Consider the following 17,030-nt stretch of genomic DNA (forward strand, 5'->3'; position numbering starts at 1 on the left):
ATCGATATATGTCGGTACTAGGTGTTTCCTGCTGGTAACGGAAGCTTTGGCAAAGACTCGGTTACCGAATCCAGGTTATCCTTCATCAGCTTCTGGAAGCCCTCGGTATCGTCAAGATGCTTGAGTAAACGAGCCAGCTCGTTATAAGTTTCTTGCGAATTATGCAGCTCAATACTTTTCTCAAAGTGTTCGCGAGCCTGCTCCCATTGAGCATTCAGCAGTGACAGGCGACCCAGAGTTAGCTGTAAAGTAGCGTTGTCGCTGTGTTCGTGCACCCAGGTTTTTGCGGTGCTTAGCTGCTTAGCAGGATTGCTACTGGCAATCTGCCCGTAGAGTTTGACCAGGGAATCATCCCATTCGCGATAAATGGCATCGCTGAGAAATGTTTCGGCTTTGTCCTCAGATCCGTTTTGTGCCAGCAGTGAGACATAACTGGCAATCAGATCAGAGTCGTTCATCAGCTCTCTGGGTAAGGACTTCCAGGTTTTATTCAGTGCTTTAATCCGGGCTGGAGCGTCACTTTCTGCTGGCAATTGATCCAGTGTTTCCTTCATCAGCCCAATATAAGCTTTTCGCTCAAGCTCTCGCAGTTGTTGACCTTTGAGAACGTCGTTCTTCTGGAGGTAAGGAATAAGCTCGGACAGAGACACCCAATCTTGCTGTTGCAAATAAACCTGTTTCAGCATTTTCAGCACGAAAGTATGTCGGGGGGCGATGCCTCGCAGGCGCTTAAGCGTCGCCAGACAGGGTTCAAGCTGGCCTCGGGATAATTGAATCTGGGCCCGTGTAATGCCGATAGCTGTTTCCGCCTTAGGCATGACCTTTTGGGCCTGCTCAAGATAGCGGTCGGAAGCATCTGGTAAGCCTTCTTCATGAGCAGCTCGTGCTGCTGCAAGGTAGTTTATCAACGGTGTTTCTGCTTTGTCTGCTGCAGAAACCAATAAGCGTTGAGCCTTCTGCCAGTCACCGGAAGACAATGCCAGCAAGCCGTTTAGGGTTCTGCGATTAGCGCGAACCCGAGTGCGATTGTTGTTCCAATCGTTAATTTTGCGGCGGCGTTCCAGTACATATTGAAGAAAGCGAATAGCCAGGTGCAGGGTTACAAAAAGAACCGTTGCTACGATGACAAGCCCCCAGATACTGGTTTCAATGGTCGTGTTCTGATAGCTCAGCAGTACATAGCCAGGGTCTTTGATGATAAGTTCACCAACCACAGTACCAACAAGCAGCAGGATAAGCCCTATAACGTATAGCAGTTTCATCACGCTTCTCCTTTGGCGTCATGAATGTCCGCCAGGTAAGCTTTGAGTGCTTTCAGTGAAGAAGTTATATCAGGCAGGGCTGGTGACACCTGTATGGATTTCAGGTCATTGAGGCCTTTAAGCAGGCTTTGAGTGGTAGAGTCTTCCGCTTCAAAATAACTGCTGACCCACTCCGTTGCTTTGTTAAGGCTGGCGTCATAGGAACCCTGCTGGCCCTGAAGTAGAGATAGCTGAGCCTGTTCAATCATCAGGTGCAGGTTCTGTTGTAAGAAGTATACCTGCTCGGGAGATAATAGAGGCTCAATAGGCTCATCACGATGTTGAATTACGATCAGCTTTTCCAGCTTGTCCATTGTCTGATTCCAGGACGCTTTCAGTCCTTGATTCCAGCTCTCGGATACAGAATCAGGCGTGACCTCTTTTAGCATGTCGGGTAGCTCACGCTTGTCTGAGATTGGAATCAGGCGAAGTTTGCTGACCTGTTCGTTCAGGGCGGCCAGCTTCAGGAAAGTTCCGTCGACGTCCAAGCGTGGTACAGACTCCAGAGAGGCAATGTCGCTGGCAATTGCTTTGCGTACATTATAGATAGACACATCGTCGGTTTCCTTCAGGATCTGATCTGAAGACTTCAGTAATGCTAGCGCTCCAACTGGAGATTTCTCCATCAGTACACGCTGATTAGCCAGTCGTAACAGGTATTCGACTTCAGCGAGTAACCAGTCTTTACGCTTGTCGGTACCGATTTTACTCATTTGCTTGGTAGCTCGGGTCAAGCGGTCCTGAAGCTCTGAAACATGCTGCTGTTGTGCTTGTAGTTCAGACTTGAGTGCGTCTATCTTTGCTTCCGCTTTGCCACTCTCTTTCGAGGCTGCAGCGATGGTTTTCTGTAGATTCTGATCTATGGATTCATTAACACTGGCCGCCGAGGACTCCAGAGAAGCTGTTTGTAGTTGAAGTTCCTGCAGTTTAGAGAAACCGTAGCCTGCGACAATCAACGCACAGAGAGCCAAAACAAAAGCTAAAACACCGATCCAGGAACGAGATTTCTTTTCTGTGCTGGTTTGTTCCGGTTCTTTGTTTTCTGATCCGGATTCCTCAGCAGTGCTGGCTGCTTCGTTAGTGCCTTCCACTGATTCCGGCTCAGTTTTAGTATCTGTGGTTTCTTCTAAAACAACAGCGTCTTCCACATCACTGTCTGAGTGACCTGTGGTGATTTCTGCTTTTGCATCCAGATCATCAGCATTCTTCTGCGTGTCGGTCGGTTGCTCGTCTACTGTCGGCGTGTCTGAACTTTCCGTTGTTTGAGTGGTTTCAGTTGAGCTGTCATCTTTAGACTGCAGGTCGTCCTGCTTTTCTTTGCTCTGCCCTAACTTTTTGTCATTCATGGATTTTCCCATGTTCGTCATCCGCAGTAGTAAGTTGTAATGTATGCTGAAAAGCTTCAATCATTGACTGATCTGTTGCATTTAGCGCTATATCTACTCTGCTGTAGCCCAGTTGGCGTGCCTTATGAGCAATGCGTTGGCTGGGTACAATCAGAGGTATCTGCCGTAACTGATGGATCGGCAGTGAATCTTTTGGTCCTTTACACAATTGATCCAGGTTCTCGAGGGATTGTTGACTGGTAACTAACATAACCGAAGGCAGAAATTTATAAATGATACTTTCGACGTCCTGCACGGCGTAGTTTGGGCTAACTCGACGGTAAAGCTCAGCATAGTCGACCTTTGCCCCTCTTGATGACAGTGCTTGTCCCAGATGTTCTCGTCCTTCGACCCCACGGCAGATAAGGATACTCTTTCCTTGTAACTGTTGCAGCTCCGGTAACGTCAATAATGTTTCTGAATCCATTCCTGTTTCAGGACAGGTTGCCGGGATGTCCAGTTTTTGTAATGCTCTGGCGGTTGCGTCGCCGACTGCGAGCCAATGAATTCTGATGGGTAACTGTGGCCAGTAACTGTCTATCCATTCAAATCCAAGGCGAGCGGCATTGGTACTGATAAAAATGACTGCATGATAGCGGTCCAGTTCCATAAACTTTTGCTTCAGCGGCTCAAGAGAAGCCATGTAGCTTTCCGCTGGTTCTATTGCCAATGTCGGAAAGCGGACGGGTTCAGCCCCCATTTCCCGTAGGGTCTGGCATAGAGCCTCTGCCTGAGGAGCAGGCCGGGTCACCAGGACTCGCTGTCCGGATAATGGCTGATCCGGTTGACTCATTCCCCGTAAACTTCCTTCAAAATGGCCGCAGCACCCTGGCTTAACAATTCTTCGGCCAGCGTTATGCCAAGGCTTTCACACTGTTCTGCAGGTCCGTTGATTTCTGCGCGCAGCACCAGGCTTCCATCGGGTTTTCCTACCAGTCCCCGAAGGTAAATCTGTTTCTTATCATCCAGAGTTGCATAGCATGCGATAGGTACCTGGCAACCACCTTCCAGGCGCTTATTCATGGCTCGTTCGGCCTTGACTCGATAGGCTGTATCCTGATGGTGCAACGGTGTCAATAGGGCAACTGTCTGTTCGTCTGCCATTCGGCATTCGACGCCAACGGCTCCCTGACCGCCTGCGGGCAAGCTTTGTTCAGGGGGGATTTGTTGTTTGATACGATCTTCCATTTTTAAGCGGATCAAGCCTGCTGAGGCCAGGATAATGGCGTCGTAATCCCCATTGTCCAGCTTGGCCAGGCGAGTATTCACGTTTCCCCGAAGAAACTTGACCTGCAAATCTGGCCGTCTTTCCCGCAGCTGAGTTTCACGTCTTAAGCTGGATGTGCCGACCACTGAACCTTCGGGCAACTCATCCAGGCTGTTGTATCGATTGCTGACAAAAGCGTCCGTGGGCGTTTCCCGTTCGCAAATAATAGCCAGACCGAGGCCCTCAGGGAATTCCATCGGGACATCTTTCATGGAATGGACGGCTATATCGGCCTGGTTTTCCAGCAGTGCATGTTCCAGTTCCTTAACAAAGAGACCCTTACCGCCGACTTTAGCCAGGGGAACGTCAAGAATTTTGTCCCCACGGGAAGTCATTCCCAGTAATTCTACTTTGATTCCTGGGTGGTGTTTTTCTAACTCAGCCTTGATAAATTCGGCTTGCCAGAGGGCCAAGGGGCTTTTGCGGGTGGCAATTCGGATGAGTTTTTCGGGCATTTTAGGTCTCACTGCACGGTCAAATTGAGGGGTGTAGAACAGGCGTAGTAGTATACTTTCTACGACTGGAAAAATGCTTGGACACCCTCGCTGCGCGCCAGTTTACCAGAAACCTGCTTTGAACTGCATCTGCTCAAATTGTTTAGAGTCAATCCTCCCAAAATAAATAGTCAAAGGGAGGTCGTCGCAGAGTGCTGGAAGGCACTGTATAATACCGCCACTTTGCTAATTCTGCGGACAGTGGTAATTATCCATCGCAGTATAAATAATCCAGATCTAAACGTTTCCCGGACTTGTACCAGTTCGAAATGAAGGGGCTCCAATTCATGTCCAGTACCGATTCCTCCAGTAATAGTTCATCTGTCAATCAGGATGACAGTCATCAATCTGCTACCAACCAGCAATGGGGTGGTCGGTTCAGCGAAGCTACCGACGCCTTTGTTGCTCGCTTTACGGCATCGGTGGACTTTGACCAGCGGATGTATCGTCAAGATATTCAGGGTTCTGTTGCCCACGCCAGGATGTTGGCCAAAGTAGGAGTGCTGACTGAAGCTGAACGTGACGACATTCTGGGTGGTTTACAGGAGGTTCTGGAAGAAATCGAAAGCGGTGAATTTGACTGGTCAGTGGCATTAGAAGATGTACATATGAACATCGAAGCCGCATTAACCCAGAAAATAGGCTTTACCGGTAAAAAATTGCATACCGGGCGCTCGCGTAATGACCAGGTTGCAACTGATATCCGCCTTTATTTGCGTGATGAACTGGATGTTATTCTCTCTGAGATCAACCGCCTCCAACAGGGGTTATTGGATTTGGCTGAGCGTGAAGCTGATACCATCATGCCAGGTTTTACTCACCTTCAGACGGCACAACCGGTGACTTTTGGTCATCACTTGCTGGCATGGTTTGAAATGTTGCAGCGGGATCATGCGCGTTTGCTGGACTGTCGTAAGCGTATCAATATCCTGCCTTTGGGGGCTGCTGCTTTGGCAGGTACCACTTATCCTATTGATCGGCATTACACTGCGGAGCTGTTAGGCTTTGATATGCCGAGCGAAAACTCCCTGGATTCCGTCAGTGACCGGGATTTTGCGATTGAATTCTGTGCCGCTGCCAGCCTGATCATGACGCATCTTTCGCGCGCATCTGAAGAATTGGTCCTGTGGACATCGGCCCAGTTTAACTTCATCAATCTGCCTGACCGCTTCTGTACCGGCTCTTCGATCATGCCGCAGAAAAAGAATCCTGATGTTCCTGAGTTGGTTCGTGGCAAGAGCGGACGGGTAACTGGCCACCTGATCTCTCTGTTGATGCTGATGAAGTCGCAACCTTTGGCTTACAACAAGGATAACCAGGAAGATAAAGAGCCGTTGTTTGATGTCATTGATACCCTTCAGGGCTGTTTGCGTGCCTATGCGGATATGATTCCGGCAATTACCTCGAAGAAAGAAAGTATGCGCGAAGCGGCATTGCGTGGTTTTTCAACGGCAACTGATCTGGCCGATTATCTGGTCCGTAACGGCGTTGCATTTCGGGATGCCCACGAGATTGTAGGAAAGTCTGTTGCCTACGGTATCGAGCAGGATAAAGACCTGGGAGAGATGTCGTTGCAGGAGTTGCAGCAATTTTCAGATGTCATTAGTGAAGATGTGTTTGACGTGTTAACGCTGGAAGGCTCGGTGGCAGCCAGAGATCATATTGGCGGTACTGCGCCAGATCAGGTCCGTGCTGCTGTTGCACGGGGGCGGGAAAAGCTGGCTGATCGAGGTTAGTCTTATCTTGTCAGATAAATAAAAATCCAGACTCAATTTGCTAGCATGGGCTTTGAATCTCATGCTAGCAACCTTGCTTAAACGGCCACAGGTGAGGGAACAGCCACGTCACCGTTTGATTACTTTTTGCTACTGTTTCAGTTGCCTTGTAAATTCAGAGAAATATCAACCATTAAGTCTGAAGCGATAGCTTCCAGTCCTTCCTGAAGTTCATCGAGATCGGTATCTACAGGAGCCATCAGATCTGCACTGGCTTTAAATAACATCTCAGCAGACATTGATCCGCTGACGACCTCAGTTTCGAGGTGATCAACGCTGACATTATGCTTTGCCAGTGCCCGGGATATGTCTCTAACGATGCCGGGTTTATCATGACCAATCAGCTCAAGGCACAGCGGTTTACCCTGACGTTCAATTTCACTGCTGCTGTCCACTTCCGCAATAACTTTCAGCCCTTGAGTGTCGAGCTGTTGAAGAGCGTTAAGCAGATTATCTGCTCGGGTGCTGTCTACACTGGCAATCATGATTCCGGCAAACTTTCCAGCGAGTCGAGACATGCTACTTTCCTGCCAGCTTGCTCGGTGTTCTGTTAATGTACCTGAAACTATTTCGACCAGGCCCGGCTTGTCGGGACCAATCAGGGTAACTACCAGAGAGGTTTTCATGGGTTATGACTCCAGAGGATCATTGTACGGTTCTGCAATGTTGTATTCAGCAATAATAGACTATGTACAGTTGCATACTATGCGCAGATCTAAGCGATTCGCAAGCTGATAGAAGGGGTCGGGTTAAGTATGAGTGAGTTTAATGGGGTAATTGCAGCCTTGGGGCCGGTTTTTGTCCTTGTCCTGCTGGGTTACGCTTGTCGATTGATTGGATTTCCAGGGCAGGGCTTTTGGCCCCAGGCTGAGCGCTTTACCTACTATCTGCTGTTTCCCTCTTTGTTGGTTTATAAGTTATCCACAGCCCGGCTTTCAGGTCTTGAGCTGCCATCTGCTGTCGCGGCGATCGTCTGTTTACTGGTTGTTGCCTCTCTACTTGTTTACGGGCTGGGGGTCTGGCTGAAGTTAGGTGGACCGGCGTTGAGTTCTTTTTATCAGGGCAGTGTTCGTTTTAATACTTACGTTGGCCTGGCGTCTGCGGTTGAGCTGTTCGGAGAGCAGGGGCTGCTCTGGGGAGCTGTTTTTCTCGCAGTGATGATTCCTTTGGTTAATGTCTGCTGTGTATTAGTGTTTGCTCTGGTTGCAGAGGGAGGTAATCGGCCGTCCTTGGGGTCGGTGATTATGAATCTGGCGAAGAACCCGTTAATACTTGCCTGTGGAATAGGCATCGGTCTGAATGTCAGCGGTCTGGGATTACCTTGGGGAGCAGAACCTGTCCTTGCTCTTTTAAGTCCGGTAGCACTGCCTTTGGGGTTGTTGGCTGTGGGAGTTGGATTGGATTTAAAGGTTTTAAGGCGAGGAGGTTTAGGCCTTTGGCTGAGTTGTTTTTTTAAACTCCTGTGTTATCCACTGTTGTTTGTCGTACTCGCTAAACTATTTCAATTATCCACAGTGGCTACATCCGTACTACTGATTTTTACCTTGTTACCTACGGCCCCTTCAGCTTATATACTCGCTCGACAACTGGGAGGTGATGCACCCTTAATGGCGGCAATGATTACCCTGCAAACCTTATTGGCGATGCTGACTATACCGCTGATATTGGTGTTGTTCGGTTATTTTTCATAGTCTGTCTAAAGCTTTTGAAGTTAAGTAGGAAGCTTCGAAAGCTCCGGAGTCTATACTGACTAAGGAGTCTGGACTTACCCACAGCTTTCCTGCTGGAACGGGTTCGTGGCCATCCTGTTGAAATAGTCTTCTCAAGGAGAAGCTGAACTGTGTTATCAAAACCGGAGTTTCCCTATATCCTCTTTGTTGTGGCTGGATTGTTGTTTGCCTGGCCTCTGATGGAGGTTTACCGTCAATTCAGTCCTTTGGGGCGACTGTTCTATTTCTTCGGTATTTGGGCAACGGTGGTGCTGGTCTATTTCTTTATGTCTAAAAAAGTTGGTTGAAGCGAAAGCAGAAGGAACTGACTAAATGTTTGGAACCAGTACAGTCCTGTTAATCTTTTTCGCCTATATGGGAGCCTTGTTTTGGGTCGCCTTGTCTGTGGAGCGCAATCCCAAGTTATCCACCGCATTATCTCGACGCCCCTGGGTTTATGCGCTGTCGATCACCGTTTATGCAACTTCCTGGACTTTCTATGGCAGTGTTGGCCTGGCATCAGAATCCGGCTTGATGTTCTTGCCAACTTATCTGGGACCTACTGTAGCCATTGGGCTCTGGTGGGTACTGCTGAGAAAGATGGTACGTATTAAGGAAAAACGTGGCATCACCAGTATTGCTGATTTTATTTCCGCCCGTTATGACCGCTCTCAGGGTGTTGCGATGATTGTCACCCTGATTGCCCTGTTAGGGACTTTGCCTTATATCGCCTTGCAGTTAAAAGCGGTGGTTACCAGCTTTAGCGTGATAACCGGGGCTAAGGAAACTGCACTGGACTGGCAAGGAATTGGTTTGGCAATAACCGTTCTTTTAATTGCCTTCAGTGTGCTGTTTGGTGCACGACGGCTGGATCCTACCGAGCGACATCAGGGGATGATGGCAGCTTTAGCTGTTGAGTGCTTTGTAAAGTTGTTGGCATTTATGTCCGTTGGAATCTTCGTAACCTATGGAATGTATGACGGTTTCGGCGATATTCTTGATCAGCTCCCTCATCTAGATCGCCAGCAATTGACTCAAGTGGGAGATGATCAGTATCAAAGTTATGTCCGTTGGATGACAGTGTTTTTTATTTCTATGGCCGGTATTCTATTTTTACCTCGCCAGTTCCACACGGCTGTTATTGAAAATAGTAATGAGGAACATATTCGGACGGCAGTCTGGCTGGTACCGGCCTACTTGCTTCTGATTAGTATCTTTGTTGTTCCATTAGCAGCCGCTGGGAAACTGCAAGGGCTTTCTCCTCAGCTAGCTGAGTTCTTTGTGTTATTGCTTCCTATGCAGGCCGATCAGCATTTTCTTTCTATTCTCGTTTTTATCGGAGGGCTTGCTGCCGCCTCAGGCATGATTATTGTCAGTTCAGTTACCCTGGCTACCATGAGTACCAATCACTTACTGGTACCCGTGCTGAACCATGTTGATGCTCTGCATTTTATGAAACGTTATCTGCTTCCTGCTCGTTGGGTGGCAATTACCATCGTACTGTTATTTGGGTATCTTTTTGCCCGAGAACTGACAGAGGGCTGGTTGCTGGTCAATATCGGTATTCTTGGTTTCTGTGCGGCGTTGCAGTTTGTACCGGCGATCATCGGAGGGATGTTTTGGTTACGGGGGAATAAGACCGGAGCATTACTGGGGCTGAGTGCAGGTTTTATTCTTTGGTTTTATACGTTGATGGTACCGCTGCTTGCTCAGGGAGGCTGGCTGCCAATGACGTGGCTTAATGAGGGTCCTTTTGCGATGAACTGGTTACGGCCTGAAGCCTTGTTTGGTCTGGAACGTTTTGATTCGGTGACTCATGCGTCGTTCTGGTCGTTGTTTTTTAATAGTGGGTTCTATCTGTTGGGTTCGCTGTTAGCGCGGCAGAAGGAGACAGAGCTGGAAATGGCCAGTGCTTATGTTCATGCTCTCCGGTTTAATCGTCGTCGGGAGACTCATAGCAGCAGTGACAGCTCTACCATTGATAAAGCGGCGAAGCTGGACGAAGCCAGAACATTGCTAGAGCACTATTACAGTGAAAAGGTTGCCCGGAGTAAGGTGCGACAAATAATTGAGGGGATGGGCATCCTGGAAAAAGAATTGATTAGTGCAGGGGAGCTACTTCGTTTTCATCGTGAGTTGGAGCGGGTTTTGGCGGGTAGTATCGGTGCAGCAGCTGCTCATAAGGTGATGAAGAAGGGGTTGAGCTATTCGGAGCAGGAGCACGGACAGGTAAACAGGGCTTACGCTGGAATTCTCGCTAATCTGCACCTGACTCCCGACGAGTTACTGGAACGAATCTCCTATTTTGAAGAGCGAGATAAAGTACAGCGAATGCATTCTATTGAGCTAGAGGCTCGAGTGCTTGAGAGAGAGCGGGAAATCAAAGGACGCTTACGGGCCGAAAAAGAAGCAGAAAAGGCGCTGCAATCACAGCAGCTGTTAAATGAATTGCTTATTCTTTCATTTGAAAAAACGGCAATAGAAAGAACGCTTCAAAAAGCGTTGGATAAAATACTGGCGCTACTTTGGTTACCGACAAATGGTAAGGGGGTTATATTTCTGGCAGATAATAAACTCCATGTAACTAACGTTATTGAGAAGGGGATAACAGAAGCTTGTTCTCCGGTTAAATATGAAGACTGTTTGCGTGGCATGGCAGTCGATCTGCAGCGCTCTTTACAGAATGCAGAGGAGAGTGGCTTTGACAAGGACGCTGGTAATGAAGAGAGTATTGTTGAAGGTAGTGATAGTGAGGAGGTAAATGCTACAACCTGTGCACTTTTCTATTCGATGGAAGGGGAGATTAATTACCTGATGCCTTTATTAGCCGATAATGAGTTATTGGGTGGACTGGTGATTTATCTTCAATCCGGGTATCAAAAGCAGGAAAGTGATTTACTGTTTTTGGAGATTGTTGCCAATAGTTTAGGCGGTTTAGTTCAACGGTATCGAATTCAGCAGCAACTTGAGACTGAGCGGGGCGAACAAAAAATGCTCATTGCCAAGTTAGAAAGTGTAGAGCATCAGCTTCAGCAGTCTGAACAGGTTGCCAGTGATGATTCTGCTGATAGCAGCGCGGAAGCTAACGATCAGTAGATAAGCGATATGCTCTTCGACTGAGTGATATATTTTCAGTCACGCTCTTGAGTAACAACGAGATGTTTTTAGTTCAGCCCGGTTTTTTTATAGAGCCTGTAGATAAAATTGAAGATTTTTCGATTATTTTGCATCTTTTCTCAAATAAGCCTTAATTTTCCCTGAGCTTAGCCGATTAGAGCCACAGTGCTATATGAAAACATTAATCTGATGTATATCTGACTAGTGTATATAAGCACTCAGTGGTTGATTAGATAAACAACCCTGCGATTATAATGTAATGCTTAATGGCTTATTTATTCGTTCCAGGGTGCGTTTTTTCGCTTTATATCATGAGATAACAGCTAGTTGTTGCTTTTTCTCTTGAATATGCGAGTATCTCGCATTAAATTTTTGAGCGACTAGTAATGGGAATCCTCAATGAAGCAAGGGCCAGATCTGATAATGATGCTGATTGTAGTATTTGCAGTGGGTTTTGTAATTACCACGCTTAGTCAGTCCGATCTTCAATTTGCATCGGTCGTTACTCAGGTATTCAGTCAAGCGACCAATAGCTGATCAACTGATATAAAGTGATCGGTCTGTTGCTACTCCGGCTAGGGGGATATCCCAGCTGGCAAGCTCCAATCTCTCCGTTTTTTGTAATTCATGTGCCAAGCCCAGTAATTTAGGTCCTTTCATTCCTCCTCTACGATGCTTGTAGGCAAAAGTACGATCATAATATCCGCCGCCCATTCCCAAGCGTCCTCCGAAAGGGTCGAACGCTACCAAGGGGAGTAGCACCAGGTCGAGGCCCCAGGCAGGAACACGAGGGTTTCTGACTCCGCAAGGTTCATCAATACCGTATTTATTTCGCTTCATCGGGCAACCTGGACGGTATCGGACAAACCAGAGTCGGTTGTGACGTACCGGGTGTAATACTGGTAGATAACACTCTTTACCGGTAGCGAGAGCCCACTTCAATAAGGGTTGGGTGGATATTTCTCCGTCACTGGCCAAATAAAAGGCCAGTCGCTTCCTGCCCAGCAGTATTGGATTACGAATTAAAACACGTTTGAGACCTTCTGACGCTGTTGTTTGCTGTTTACGACTCAGGGCTCTGCGCTTTAAACGCATTTGTTTACGAAGCTGTTGACGGTCCATGAAAGGATCCTATTATTATCGAGTTATATTCGTACCAATGGCTTAGGCCACTCCGGTGTGAAGAGTACTGGTAGTGATAGGTTCAGACAAGTATGGAAAAGGTTTTAGGGTATATATCCAGAGTTGGTAATTGCTGTTGTGCGAAGAAGCCGATTGCGTGGAGAAGCCGATTGCGTGGAGAAGCCGATTGCGTGGAGAAGCCGATTGCGTGGAGAAGCAAATTGTACACGAAAGGGTACGAGTATGAGGTGCACAAAAACGGCAGGGGCAACTATATCGTCTGAAAAATATCGTCTGAAAAATCGTTTAGAGTCAAGCGCTATCGGGTAGTTATCAAGATAGAGCAGTACTTAGTCAACACCAGAAATTTGTCTGTGAGAGTGGATACATTGAAGAGGTAAAACAAAAGGCTCCCCAGGATGCCGGTGTTGATTTCGGCCCTGAACCCGAAGGTTCAAGGTGGTGGTTTTCGAGACACTTTAGGCTTTCCGTCTTGCGGACATGCACATCGGCGCCTTCTGAAAACCTCCGGGGTGTTAATTATCGGCTCGAGGGACTGTACCAACTGCCAAACACCTCAGGGAGTGAAGCTATTATACCTTTGTTGCGGCTAATGTCAGGTCTTGTATTCTTCTGTGTCTGTGATAAGGGAATTGCCGAACTGACGCCAGGAAGGGGCTATTCCTTCGAGTCGGTGTTTGCAAGGGCCTGGCTGATCTTTTGGTCCAAACGGCGGTTGAGTTCAGCGGTTTCCTGACGGGCTTTGAGTAATTCGTGAGATAGATTTAAGGCTGCCATAACGGCTATGCGTTCCATTCCATAAACACGCCCACCGGATTTAATTTCGTGCATGCGTTGATCCAGGTATTTGGCGGCTTCCATCAATTCCGGTTGAGCTTCTTCTGGACAATTAATGAGAAACTCTTTATCTATAACTTTTATCGAGACGTTATTTTTATCGCGATGCTGCTTCATTGTTGCTCCATAGCCTTCAGTCGGCTGATCATCGCTTCAACTTTGGATTGGGTGCTGTTGCGAGACTGTAATAACTGTGCTCGTTCGGCCTTCCATTCCACTTCCCGTTTTAGCAGTTTTTCGTTTTCTTCTTGCAGGTTATGGTAGCGTGCAATCAAACGATCTATTTGCCGCTCAAGATGTTCGAATGTCTGTTCGCTCATAACTTGTCCTTAAAAGCGCTTCCCAGAGGTGGATATCAATAATTTGATAACTATACTGAGCCACCCAGGGTAGAGCAATGTTTAGGCGTATCTTTGCCTTCAGTAACCTACTGACTCCTTGATTCATGGCTCTGCAACGGTGGAGATGCTAGCATTAGAGTCTGTTTGAATTCTTTTAATTGGCGCCGTAACCGTTGGCGCTATACATGGGTGCTTTAATGTCGAGTCTCGATCACTCAGAGCAATTGCTGCCAGATTTTGATGGTTTGGCCAATCTGTTTGTACAGGCTGGAGCCTTCTGTTCTCCGGCAGAGTTTCACGGTAGCTTGTGTGGTCATCTGGCTGCTGGTGGACGCTATGAACCAACAACCTGGTTAGCAGCAGCGACAGAGTTGATGGAAATTACCGAGGTCAGGGATGAATCTTTGGTCTCGGCCTTACAGTCGATTTATCAAGTGAGTCTGGAACAACTCTCCAATGGGCGTTTTGAATTTTCACTGCTTGTCCCGGAAGACGAAGCGCCGATGTCAGTACGAGCTGAAGCTCTTGGTCAATGGTGCCATGGTTTCTTGAGTAGCTATGGTATTGCCGGCGGTGGTGTCGAAGGACAGTTGAGTGAAGATGCCCTGGACGCAATACAGGATATGGTACAAATCTCTCAGATCGCTGCTGAATCCGGCGAGGATGAGGGAGAAGAAGCGGATTTTGTTGAGGTTTTTGAGTACGTAAGAATGTCCGCAATGCTGATTTTTTCCGAATGTAACACCGACTCTGTTGGTGCTAATGGAGAAGACCAATCTGAGCTGGAACAGAACCCGCCAGCGGGTAAGCTTCTGCACTGAGGTTATCTTGTGATTAAAATACCACAAACCGAATATCAGCACAGACGTATGCAACTGATGTCTATGCTTGACTCCCATAGTGCTGTGTTATTACCTGGCGCTAAGCTTTGTATTCGTAATCGTGATGCCGAGTACCCTTTCAGGCAAAGCAGTGATTTTCTGTATCTCACCGGTTTTCCAGAGCCGGAAGGCTTTTTACTCCTGCTCCCTGATGGAAATGGAGGAGGGCAATCGGTGCTGTTCTGCTTGCCTCGAGATCCAGAGAAAGAAACCTGGAACGGTTATCGCTATGGGCCAGAGGGCGTGGTAGACAACTTCAATATCGATCTTGCATATAACCTCGATGAATTAGATCAAAAGATGGTTGAGCTGTTGCATGGAAAAACCGACCTTTACTACCCATTAGCTCAGGATGAAGAGCTGTCTTCGCAAATACAGAACTGGCGAAAGCAGATTCAAAGTAAACACCGCAGTAGTCTCACTGTTCCTCAGACATTGCGCAATATTGAGCCTTTGTTGCACGAGATGCGCTTAATTAAAAGCCCACAGGAACAGGCAGTTATGCGGGCTGCGGGGGCTTTGTCTGCAGAGGCTCATGTATCGGCAATGCAACATTGTGAACCGGGGTTGATGGAGTATCAGTTGGAGGCAAAAATTCTCTACTGTTTCGCTGACCAGGGAGTACGTTCAGCTGCCTACAATACCATCGTAGGTGGTGGAGCTAACGGTTGTATCCTGCATTACACGGAAAATCGTGACCCACTGAAAGCGGGTGACCTTGTGCTGATTGATGCCGGTGCAGAAGTGGATGGTTATGCTGGTGATATTACCCGGACATTTCCGGTGAACGGAACATTCACTTCAGATCAGCGTGCCCTGTACCAATTGGTGCTGGACGCTCAGGTAGCGGCTATTGGAGAGATAAAGCCGGGAGCTTCCTGGAACCGGCCCCATGAAATTGCAGTGGAAGTACTGACTGAGGGATTGTTGCAACTGGGTTTGCTGGAGGGAGAATTGTCTGCGCTTATTGAGTCGGAAGCGTATCGACCCTTCTATATGCACCGTACGGGACACTGGCTTGGTTTGGATGTGCATGATGTTGGTGAATACAAAGCCGCTGAAAATATGGCAGATCAGTGCAGTGCTGAACAGGATGAGATGAACAACAATGGGTCGGATCAGTTGCCCGCCCGTGGTAGTAAGGATAGTAAGACTAAGGAACCGTGGCGTGCGCTGGAACCCGGTATGGTTTTAACGGTTGAACCTGGACTCTATATCGCCCCGAATTGTGAAACAGTCGACCCTCGTTGGCGGGGACTGGGGGTGCGTATTGAAGATGATGTACTGGTTACTGAATCTGGTTGTGAAATCTTAACAGCCGCTGTACCCAAAACCGTGGAACAAATCGAGGCGTTGATGAAAACAGCCAAAATAAAAAGAGAACATTTACAGACAGAAGAACAACATCGGGATCGTTCAAGTTTTGCAGAAACAAGCTCAGAGGTGCAGGTAAGGTCGTGAAATCTCACTACGATATAGCCATCATTGGTGGTGGCATGGTGGGAGCGAGTTTAGCTGTCTCGTTACTTCAGGCTGCCAGTAAATACTCCCTGAGTATTGCTGTTTTTGAAGCACATCCCTTGCCTGAACCCACAGCAGAAACCTTCCAGCCCAGTTACGATGCGCGTTCGACAGCGCTTTCCTTTGGTACTCGGAAGTTATTAGAGCAGATGGGAGTCTGGGATACCCTTAGGGCACAGGTTTCTCCGATTGAGAAGATCAGGGTTTCTGATCGTGGGCATTTCGGAGCGGTTCGTTTGGAGGCAAAAACCCAGCAAGTGCCGGCTTTGGGCTATGTTGTTGAAAATCGTTGGCTGGGACAAACGCTACTGGATGCGTTAAGTCGTGGTTTGTCCTCTGACTCTATGGCAAAGAAGTCTTCAGATGCGGTTGCTGAGTCTCCTGTCAGCCTGCTCTGCCCAACCGAAGTAATCAGTGCCGAGCCTCTGGATAAAGGTATGCAATTGGTTGTGAGGAAGGATGGTAGTACTTTTGACGTGACGGCAGATCTGGTTGTTATGGCTGATGGTGGTCGCTCCGCATTACGAGAAAAACTGGCCATTGATTACAACGAGTCGGACTATCAGCAGTATGCAGTGGTAGCCAATATTACTCCGGATAGACCTCATCAGAACATAGCCTATGAGCGATTTACTGCTTCTGGCCCTATGGCTTTGCTTCCGCTGACCAATGATGGCATGAATAAGCCCCGGTGTGCGTTAGTCTGGAGTATTGCTGCTGAGCAGGCGGAGCAAATAATGAACTGCTCTGGCGACAAGTTTCTTCACCAGCTGCAGCAGCAATTTGGTTATCGTGCGGGCATTTTCCAACAGGTTGGTCAACGTTATTGCTATCCACTTCAACTGATGCGAGTAAGGGAGCAGGTCAGGCAGGGAATTGTGGTATTGGGTAATGCTGCCCATACTTTGCACCCAATAGCAGGTCAGGGCTTTAACCTGGCGTTGAGAGGGGCATTGGCATTATCTGAACAGCTGGTAAAGGCAGTGGAAGAGGGAGCTGATTTAGGTGCCATGGCGACTCTAAGACAGTTCGAGCAGCGTCTGGAGTGGGATCAAGACAAGACTATCGGCTTTAGTGATCAGGTAACTCGGCTATTTTCCTCCGAGGCCGGTGGGGCTGTCGTTGCCCGTAACCTGGGATTACTGGCTATGGATCTCTCCCCAATTGCAAAACAATGGTTTGCGCGCAGTGCGATGGGGCTCGATATCCCTGCTCCAGCGTTTGCTAACCAGGCTAGAGAATAATATTGAAGAGCGTAC

General features: G+C 48.0%; 16 protein-coding genes and 1 other RNA gene. 8 read left to right on the forward strand and 9 right to left on the reverse strand.

Annotated features, from left to right (window positions below; translation table 11 throughout):
- Nucleotides 1-17 precede the first annotated feature (17 nt).
- From BGP75_RS03325 to hemC, 4 genes are read right to left on the reverse strand one after another with little or no spacing between them, the layout of a single operon-like run.
- Nucleotides 18-1,262, reverse strand: coding sequence for a heme biosynthesis HemY N-terminal domain-containing protein (locus tag BGP75_RS03325; RefSeq protein ID WP_083704601.1), 1,245 nt, complete (start codon nucleotides 1,260-1,262; stop codon nucleotides 18-20).
- The gene (locus BGP75_RS03330; protein WP_076715119.1) at nucleotides 1,262-2,647 is read right to left on the reverse strand and encodes a uroporphyrinogen-III C-methyltransferase; all 1,386 of its coding nucleotides are present in this window, start codon (nucleotides 2,645-2,647) and stop codon (nucleotides 1,262-1,264) included. Before BGP75_RS03330 ends, BGP75_RS03325 begins: the two co-directional genes overlap by 1 nt.
- Nucleotides 2,640-3,479, reverse strand: a complete 840-nt coding sequence (locus BGP75_RS03335) for a uroporphyrinogen-III synthase (protein WP_076715121.1) — start codon at nucleotides 3,477-3,479, stop codon at nucleotides 2,640-2,642. The genes BGP75_RS03330 and BGP75_RS03335 overlap by 8 nt, the downstream gene beginning before the upstream one ends.
- Nucleotides 3,476-4,408 carry a hydroxymethylbilane synthase gene (gene hemC, locus BGP75_RS03340; protein ID WP_076715123.1) on the reverse strand — a complete coding sequence of 311 codons (933 nt, stop codon included), beginning with the start codon at nucleotides 4,406-4,408 and terminating at the stop codon, nucleotides 3,476-3,478. Before hemC ends, BGP75_RS03335 begins: the two co-directional genes overlap by 4 nt.
- Before the next feature lie 326 nt (nucleotides 4,409-4,734).
- Between hemC and argH the strand changes: the two genes are divergently transcribed.
- Nucleotides 4,735-6,183 carry an argininosuccinate lyase gene (gene argH, locus BGP75_RS03345; protein WP_076715125.1) on the forward strand — a complete coding sequence of 483 codons (1,449 nt, stop codon included), beginning with the start codon at nucleotides 4,735-4,737 and terminating at the stop codon, nucleotides 6,181-6,183.
- Between the two features lie 137 nt (nucleotides 6,184-6,320).
- Here the strand turns inward: argH and BGP75_RS03350 are convergent, their stop codons facing one another.
- Complete coding sequence (locus BGP75_RS03350; protein WP_076715127.1) at nucleotides 6,321-6,848, reverse strand: glycine cleavage system protein R; 528 nt, start codon at nucleotides 6,846-6,848, stop codon at nucleotides 6,321-6,323.
- Nucleotides 6,849-6,977: 129 nt separating this feature from the next.
- On the opposite strand from BGP75_RS03350, the gene BGP75_RS03355 reads away from it, so the two are divergent.
- From BGP75_RS03355 to BGP75_RS27160, 4 genes are all read left to right on the forward strand, one after another.
- Nucleotides 6,978-7,913: an AEC family transporter gene (locus BGP75_RS03355; RefSeq protein WP_076715129.1), complete on the forward strand. Its 936-nt coding sequence runs from the start codon at nucleotides 6,978-6,980 to the stop codon at nucleotides 7,911-7,913.
- A 149-nt stretch (nucleotides 7,914-8,062) separates the two neighbouring features.
- A complete protein-coding gene (locus BGP75_RS26985; protein WP_158070056.1) occupies nucleotides 8,063-8,239 on the forward strand; it encodes a hypothetical protein in 177 nt (58 codons plus the stop codon).
- Between the two features lie 25 nt (nucleotides 8,240-8,264).
- Nucleotides 8,265-11,027: a sodium:solute symporter family protein gene (locus tag BGP75_RS03360; protein ID WP_076715131.1), complete on the forward strand. Its 2,763-nt coding sequence runs from the start codon at nucleotides 8,265-8,267 to the stop codon at nucleotides 11,025-11,027.
- Nucleotides 11,028-11,447: 420 nt separating this feature from the next.
- A complete protein-coding gene (locus tag BGP75_RS27160; protein WP_198939261.1) occupies nucleotides 11,448-11,585 on the forward strand; it encodes a hypothetical protein in 138 nt (45 codons plus the stop codon).
- Here BGP75_RS27160 and BGP75_RS03365 read toward each other — a convergent pair whose 3' ends face one another.
- The 4 genes from BGP75_RS03365 to BGP75_RS03380 all read right to left on the reverse strand — a co-directional run bounded on the left by BGP75_RS03365 (nucleotide 11,586) and on the right by BGP75_RS03380 (nucleotide 13,348).
- Complete coding sequence (locus tag BGP75_RS03365) at nucleotides 11,586-12,170, reverse strand: 5-formyltetrahydrofolate cyclo-ligase (protein WP_076715133.1); 585 nt, start codon at nucleotides 12,168-12,170, stop codon at nucleotides 11,586-11,588.
- A gap of 407 nt (nucleotides 12,171-12,577) precedes the next feature.
- A non-coding RNA gene (gene ssrS, locus BGP75_RS03370) (6S RNA) lies at nucleotides 12,578-12,757 on the reverse strand.
- Between the two features lie 91 nt (nucleotides 12,758-12,848).
- The gene (locus BGP75_RS03375; protein WP_076715135.1) at nucleotides 12,849-13,145 is read right to left on the reverse strand and encodes a cell division protein ZapA; all 297 of its coding nucleotides are present in this window, start codon (nucleotides 13,143-13,145) and stop codon (nucleotides 12,849-12,851) included.
- A complete protein-coding gene (locus BGP75_RS03380; protein ID WP_076715137.1) occupies nucleotides 13,142-13,348 on the reverse strand; it encodes a TIGR02449 family protein in 207 nt (68 codons plus the stop codon). The genes BGP75_RS03375 and BGP75_RS03380 overlap by 4 nt, the downstream gene beginning before the upstream one ends.
- A 218-nt stretch (nucleotides 13,349-13,566) precedes the next feature.
- Between BGP75_RS03380 and BGP75_RS03385 the strand changes: the two genes are divergently transcribed.
- From BGP75_RS03385 to ubiH, 3 genes are read left to right on the forward strand one after another with little or no spacing between them, the layout of a single operon-like run.
- Nucleotides 13,567-14,190, forward strand: coding sequence for a UPF0149 family protein (locus BGP75_RS03385; RefSeq protein WP_158070057.1), 624 nt, complete (start codon nucleotides 13,567-13,569; stop codon nucleotides 14,188-14,190).
- A gap of 9 nt (nucleotides 14,191-14,199) precedes the next feature.
- Nucleotides 14,200-15,711 (forward strand): aminopeptidase P N-terminal domain-containing protein, encoded by a 1,512-nt coding sequence (locus tag BGP75_RS03390; protein WP_369832096.1) that lies wholly within the window; start codon nucleotides 14,200-14,202, stop codon nucleotides 15,709-15,711.
- Complete coding sequence (ubiH, locus tag BGP75_RS03395; RefSeq protein ID WP_076715143.1) at nucleotides 15,708-17,015, forward strand: 2-octaprenyl-6-methoxyphenyl hydroxylase; 1,308 nt, start codon at nucleotides 15,708-15,710, stop codon at nucleotides 17,013-17,015. Before BGP75_RS03390 ends, ubiH begins: the two co-directional genes overlap by 4 nt.
- The last annotated feature ends 15 nt before the right edge of the window (nucleotides 17,016-17,030 follow it).

The sequence above is a fragment of the Motiliproteus sp. MSK22-1 genome (assembly GCF_001968815.1).
Lineage (GTDB): Bacteria > Pseudomonadota > Gammaproteobacteria > Pseudomonadales > Balneatricaceae > Motiliproteus.

Excerpts from the sequence above, each read along its gene's own strand:
- BGP75_RS27160 (WP_198939261.1), top strand. The coding sequence starts at position 11,448 with ATGAAGCAAGGGCCAGATCTGATAATGATGCTGATTGTAGTATTTGCA.
- BGP75_RS03350 (WP_076715127.1), bottom strand. The coding sequence starts at position 6,848 with ATGAAAACCTCTCTGGTAGTTACCCTGATTGGTCCCGACAAGCCGGGC.
- BGP75_RS03330 (WP_076715119.1), bottom strand. The coding sequence starts at position 2,647 with ATGAATGACAAAAAGTTAGGGCAGAGCAAAGAAAAGCAGGACGACCTG.
- BGP75_RS03380 (WP_076715137.1), bottom strand. The coding sequence starts at position 13,348 with ATGAGCGAACAGACATTCGAACATCTTGAGCGGCAAATAGATCGTTTG.
- BGP75_RS03365 (WP_076715133.1), bottom strand. The coding sequence starts at position 12,170 with ATGGACCGTCAACAGCTTCGTAAACAAATGCGTTTAAAGCGCAGAGCC.
- BGP75_RS03335 (WP_076715121.1), bottom strand. The coding sequence starts at position 3,479 with ATGAGTCAACCGGATCAGCCATTATCCGGACAGCGAGTCCTGGTGACC.
- BGP75_RS03385 (WP_158070057.1), top strand. The coding sequence starts at position 13,567 with ATGTCGAGTCTCGATCACTCAGAGCAATTGCTGCCAGATTTTGATGGT.
- argH (WP_076715125.1), top strand. The coding sequence starts at position 4,735 with ATGTCCAGTACCGATTCCTCCAGTAATAGTTCATCTGTCAATCAGGAT.
- hemC (WP_076715123.1), bottom strand. The coding sequence starts at position 4,408 with ATGCCCGAAAAACTCATCCGAATTGCCACCCGCAAAAGCCCCTTGGCC.
- BGP75_RS03360 (WP_076715131.1), top strand. The coding sequence starts at position 8,265 with ATGTTTGGAACCAGTACAGTCCTGTTAATCTTTTTCGCCTATATGGGA.
- BGP75_RS03375 (WP_076715135.1), bottom strand. The coding sequence starts at position 13,145 with ATGAAGCAGCATCGCGATAAAAATAACGTCTCGATAAAAGTTATAGAT.
- BGP75_RS03325 (WP_083704601.1), bottom strand. The coding sequence starts at position 1,262 with ATGAAACTGCTATACGTTATAGGGCTTATCCTGCTGCTTGTTGGTACT.
- BGP75_RS03355 (WP_076715129.1), top strand. The coding sequence starts at position 6,978 with ATGAGTGAGTTTAATGGGGTAATTGCAGCCTTGGGGCCGGTTTTTGTC.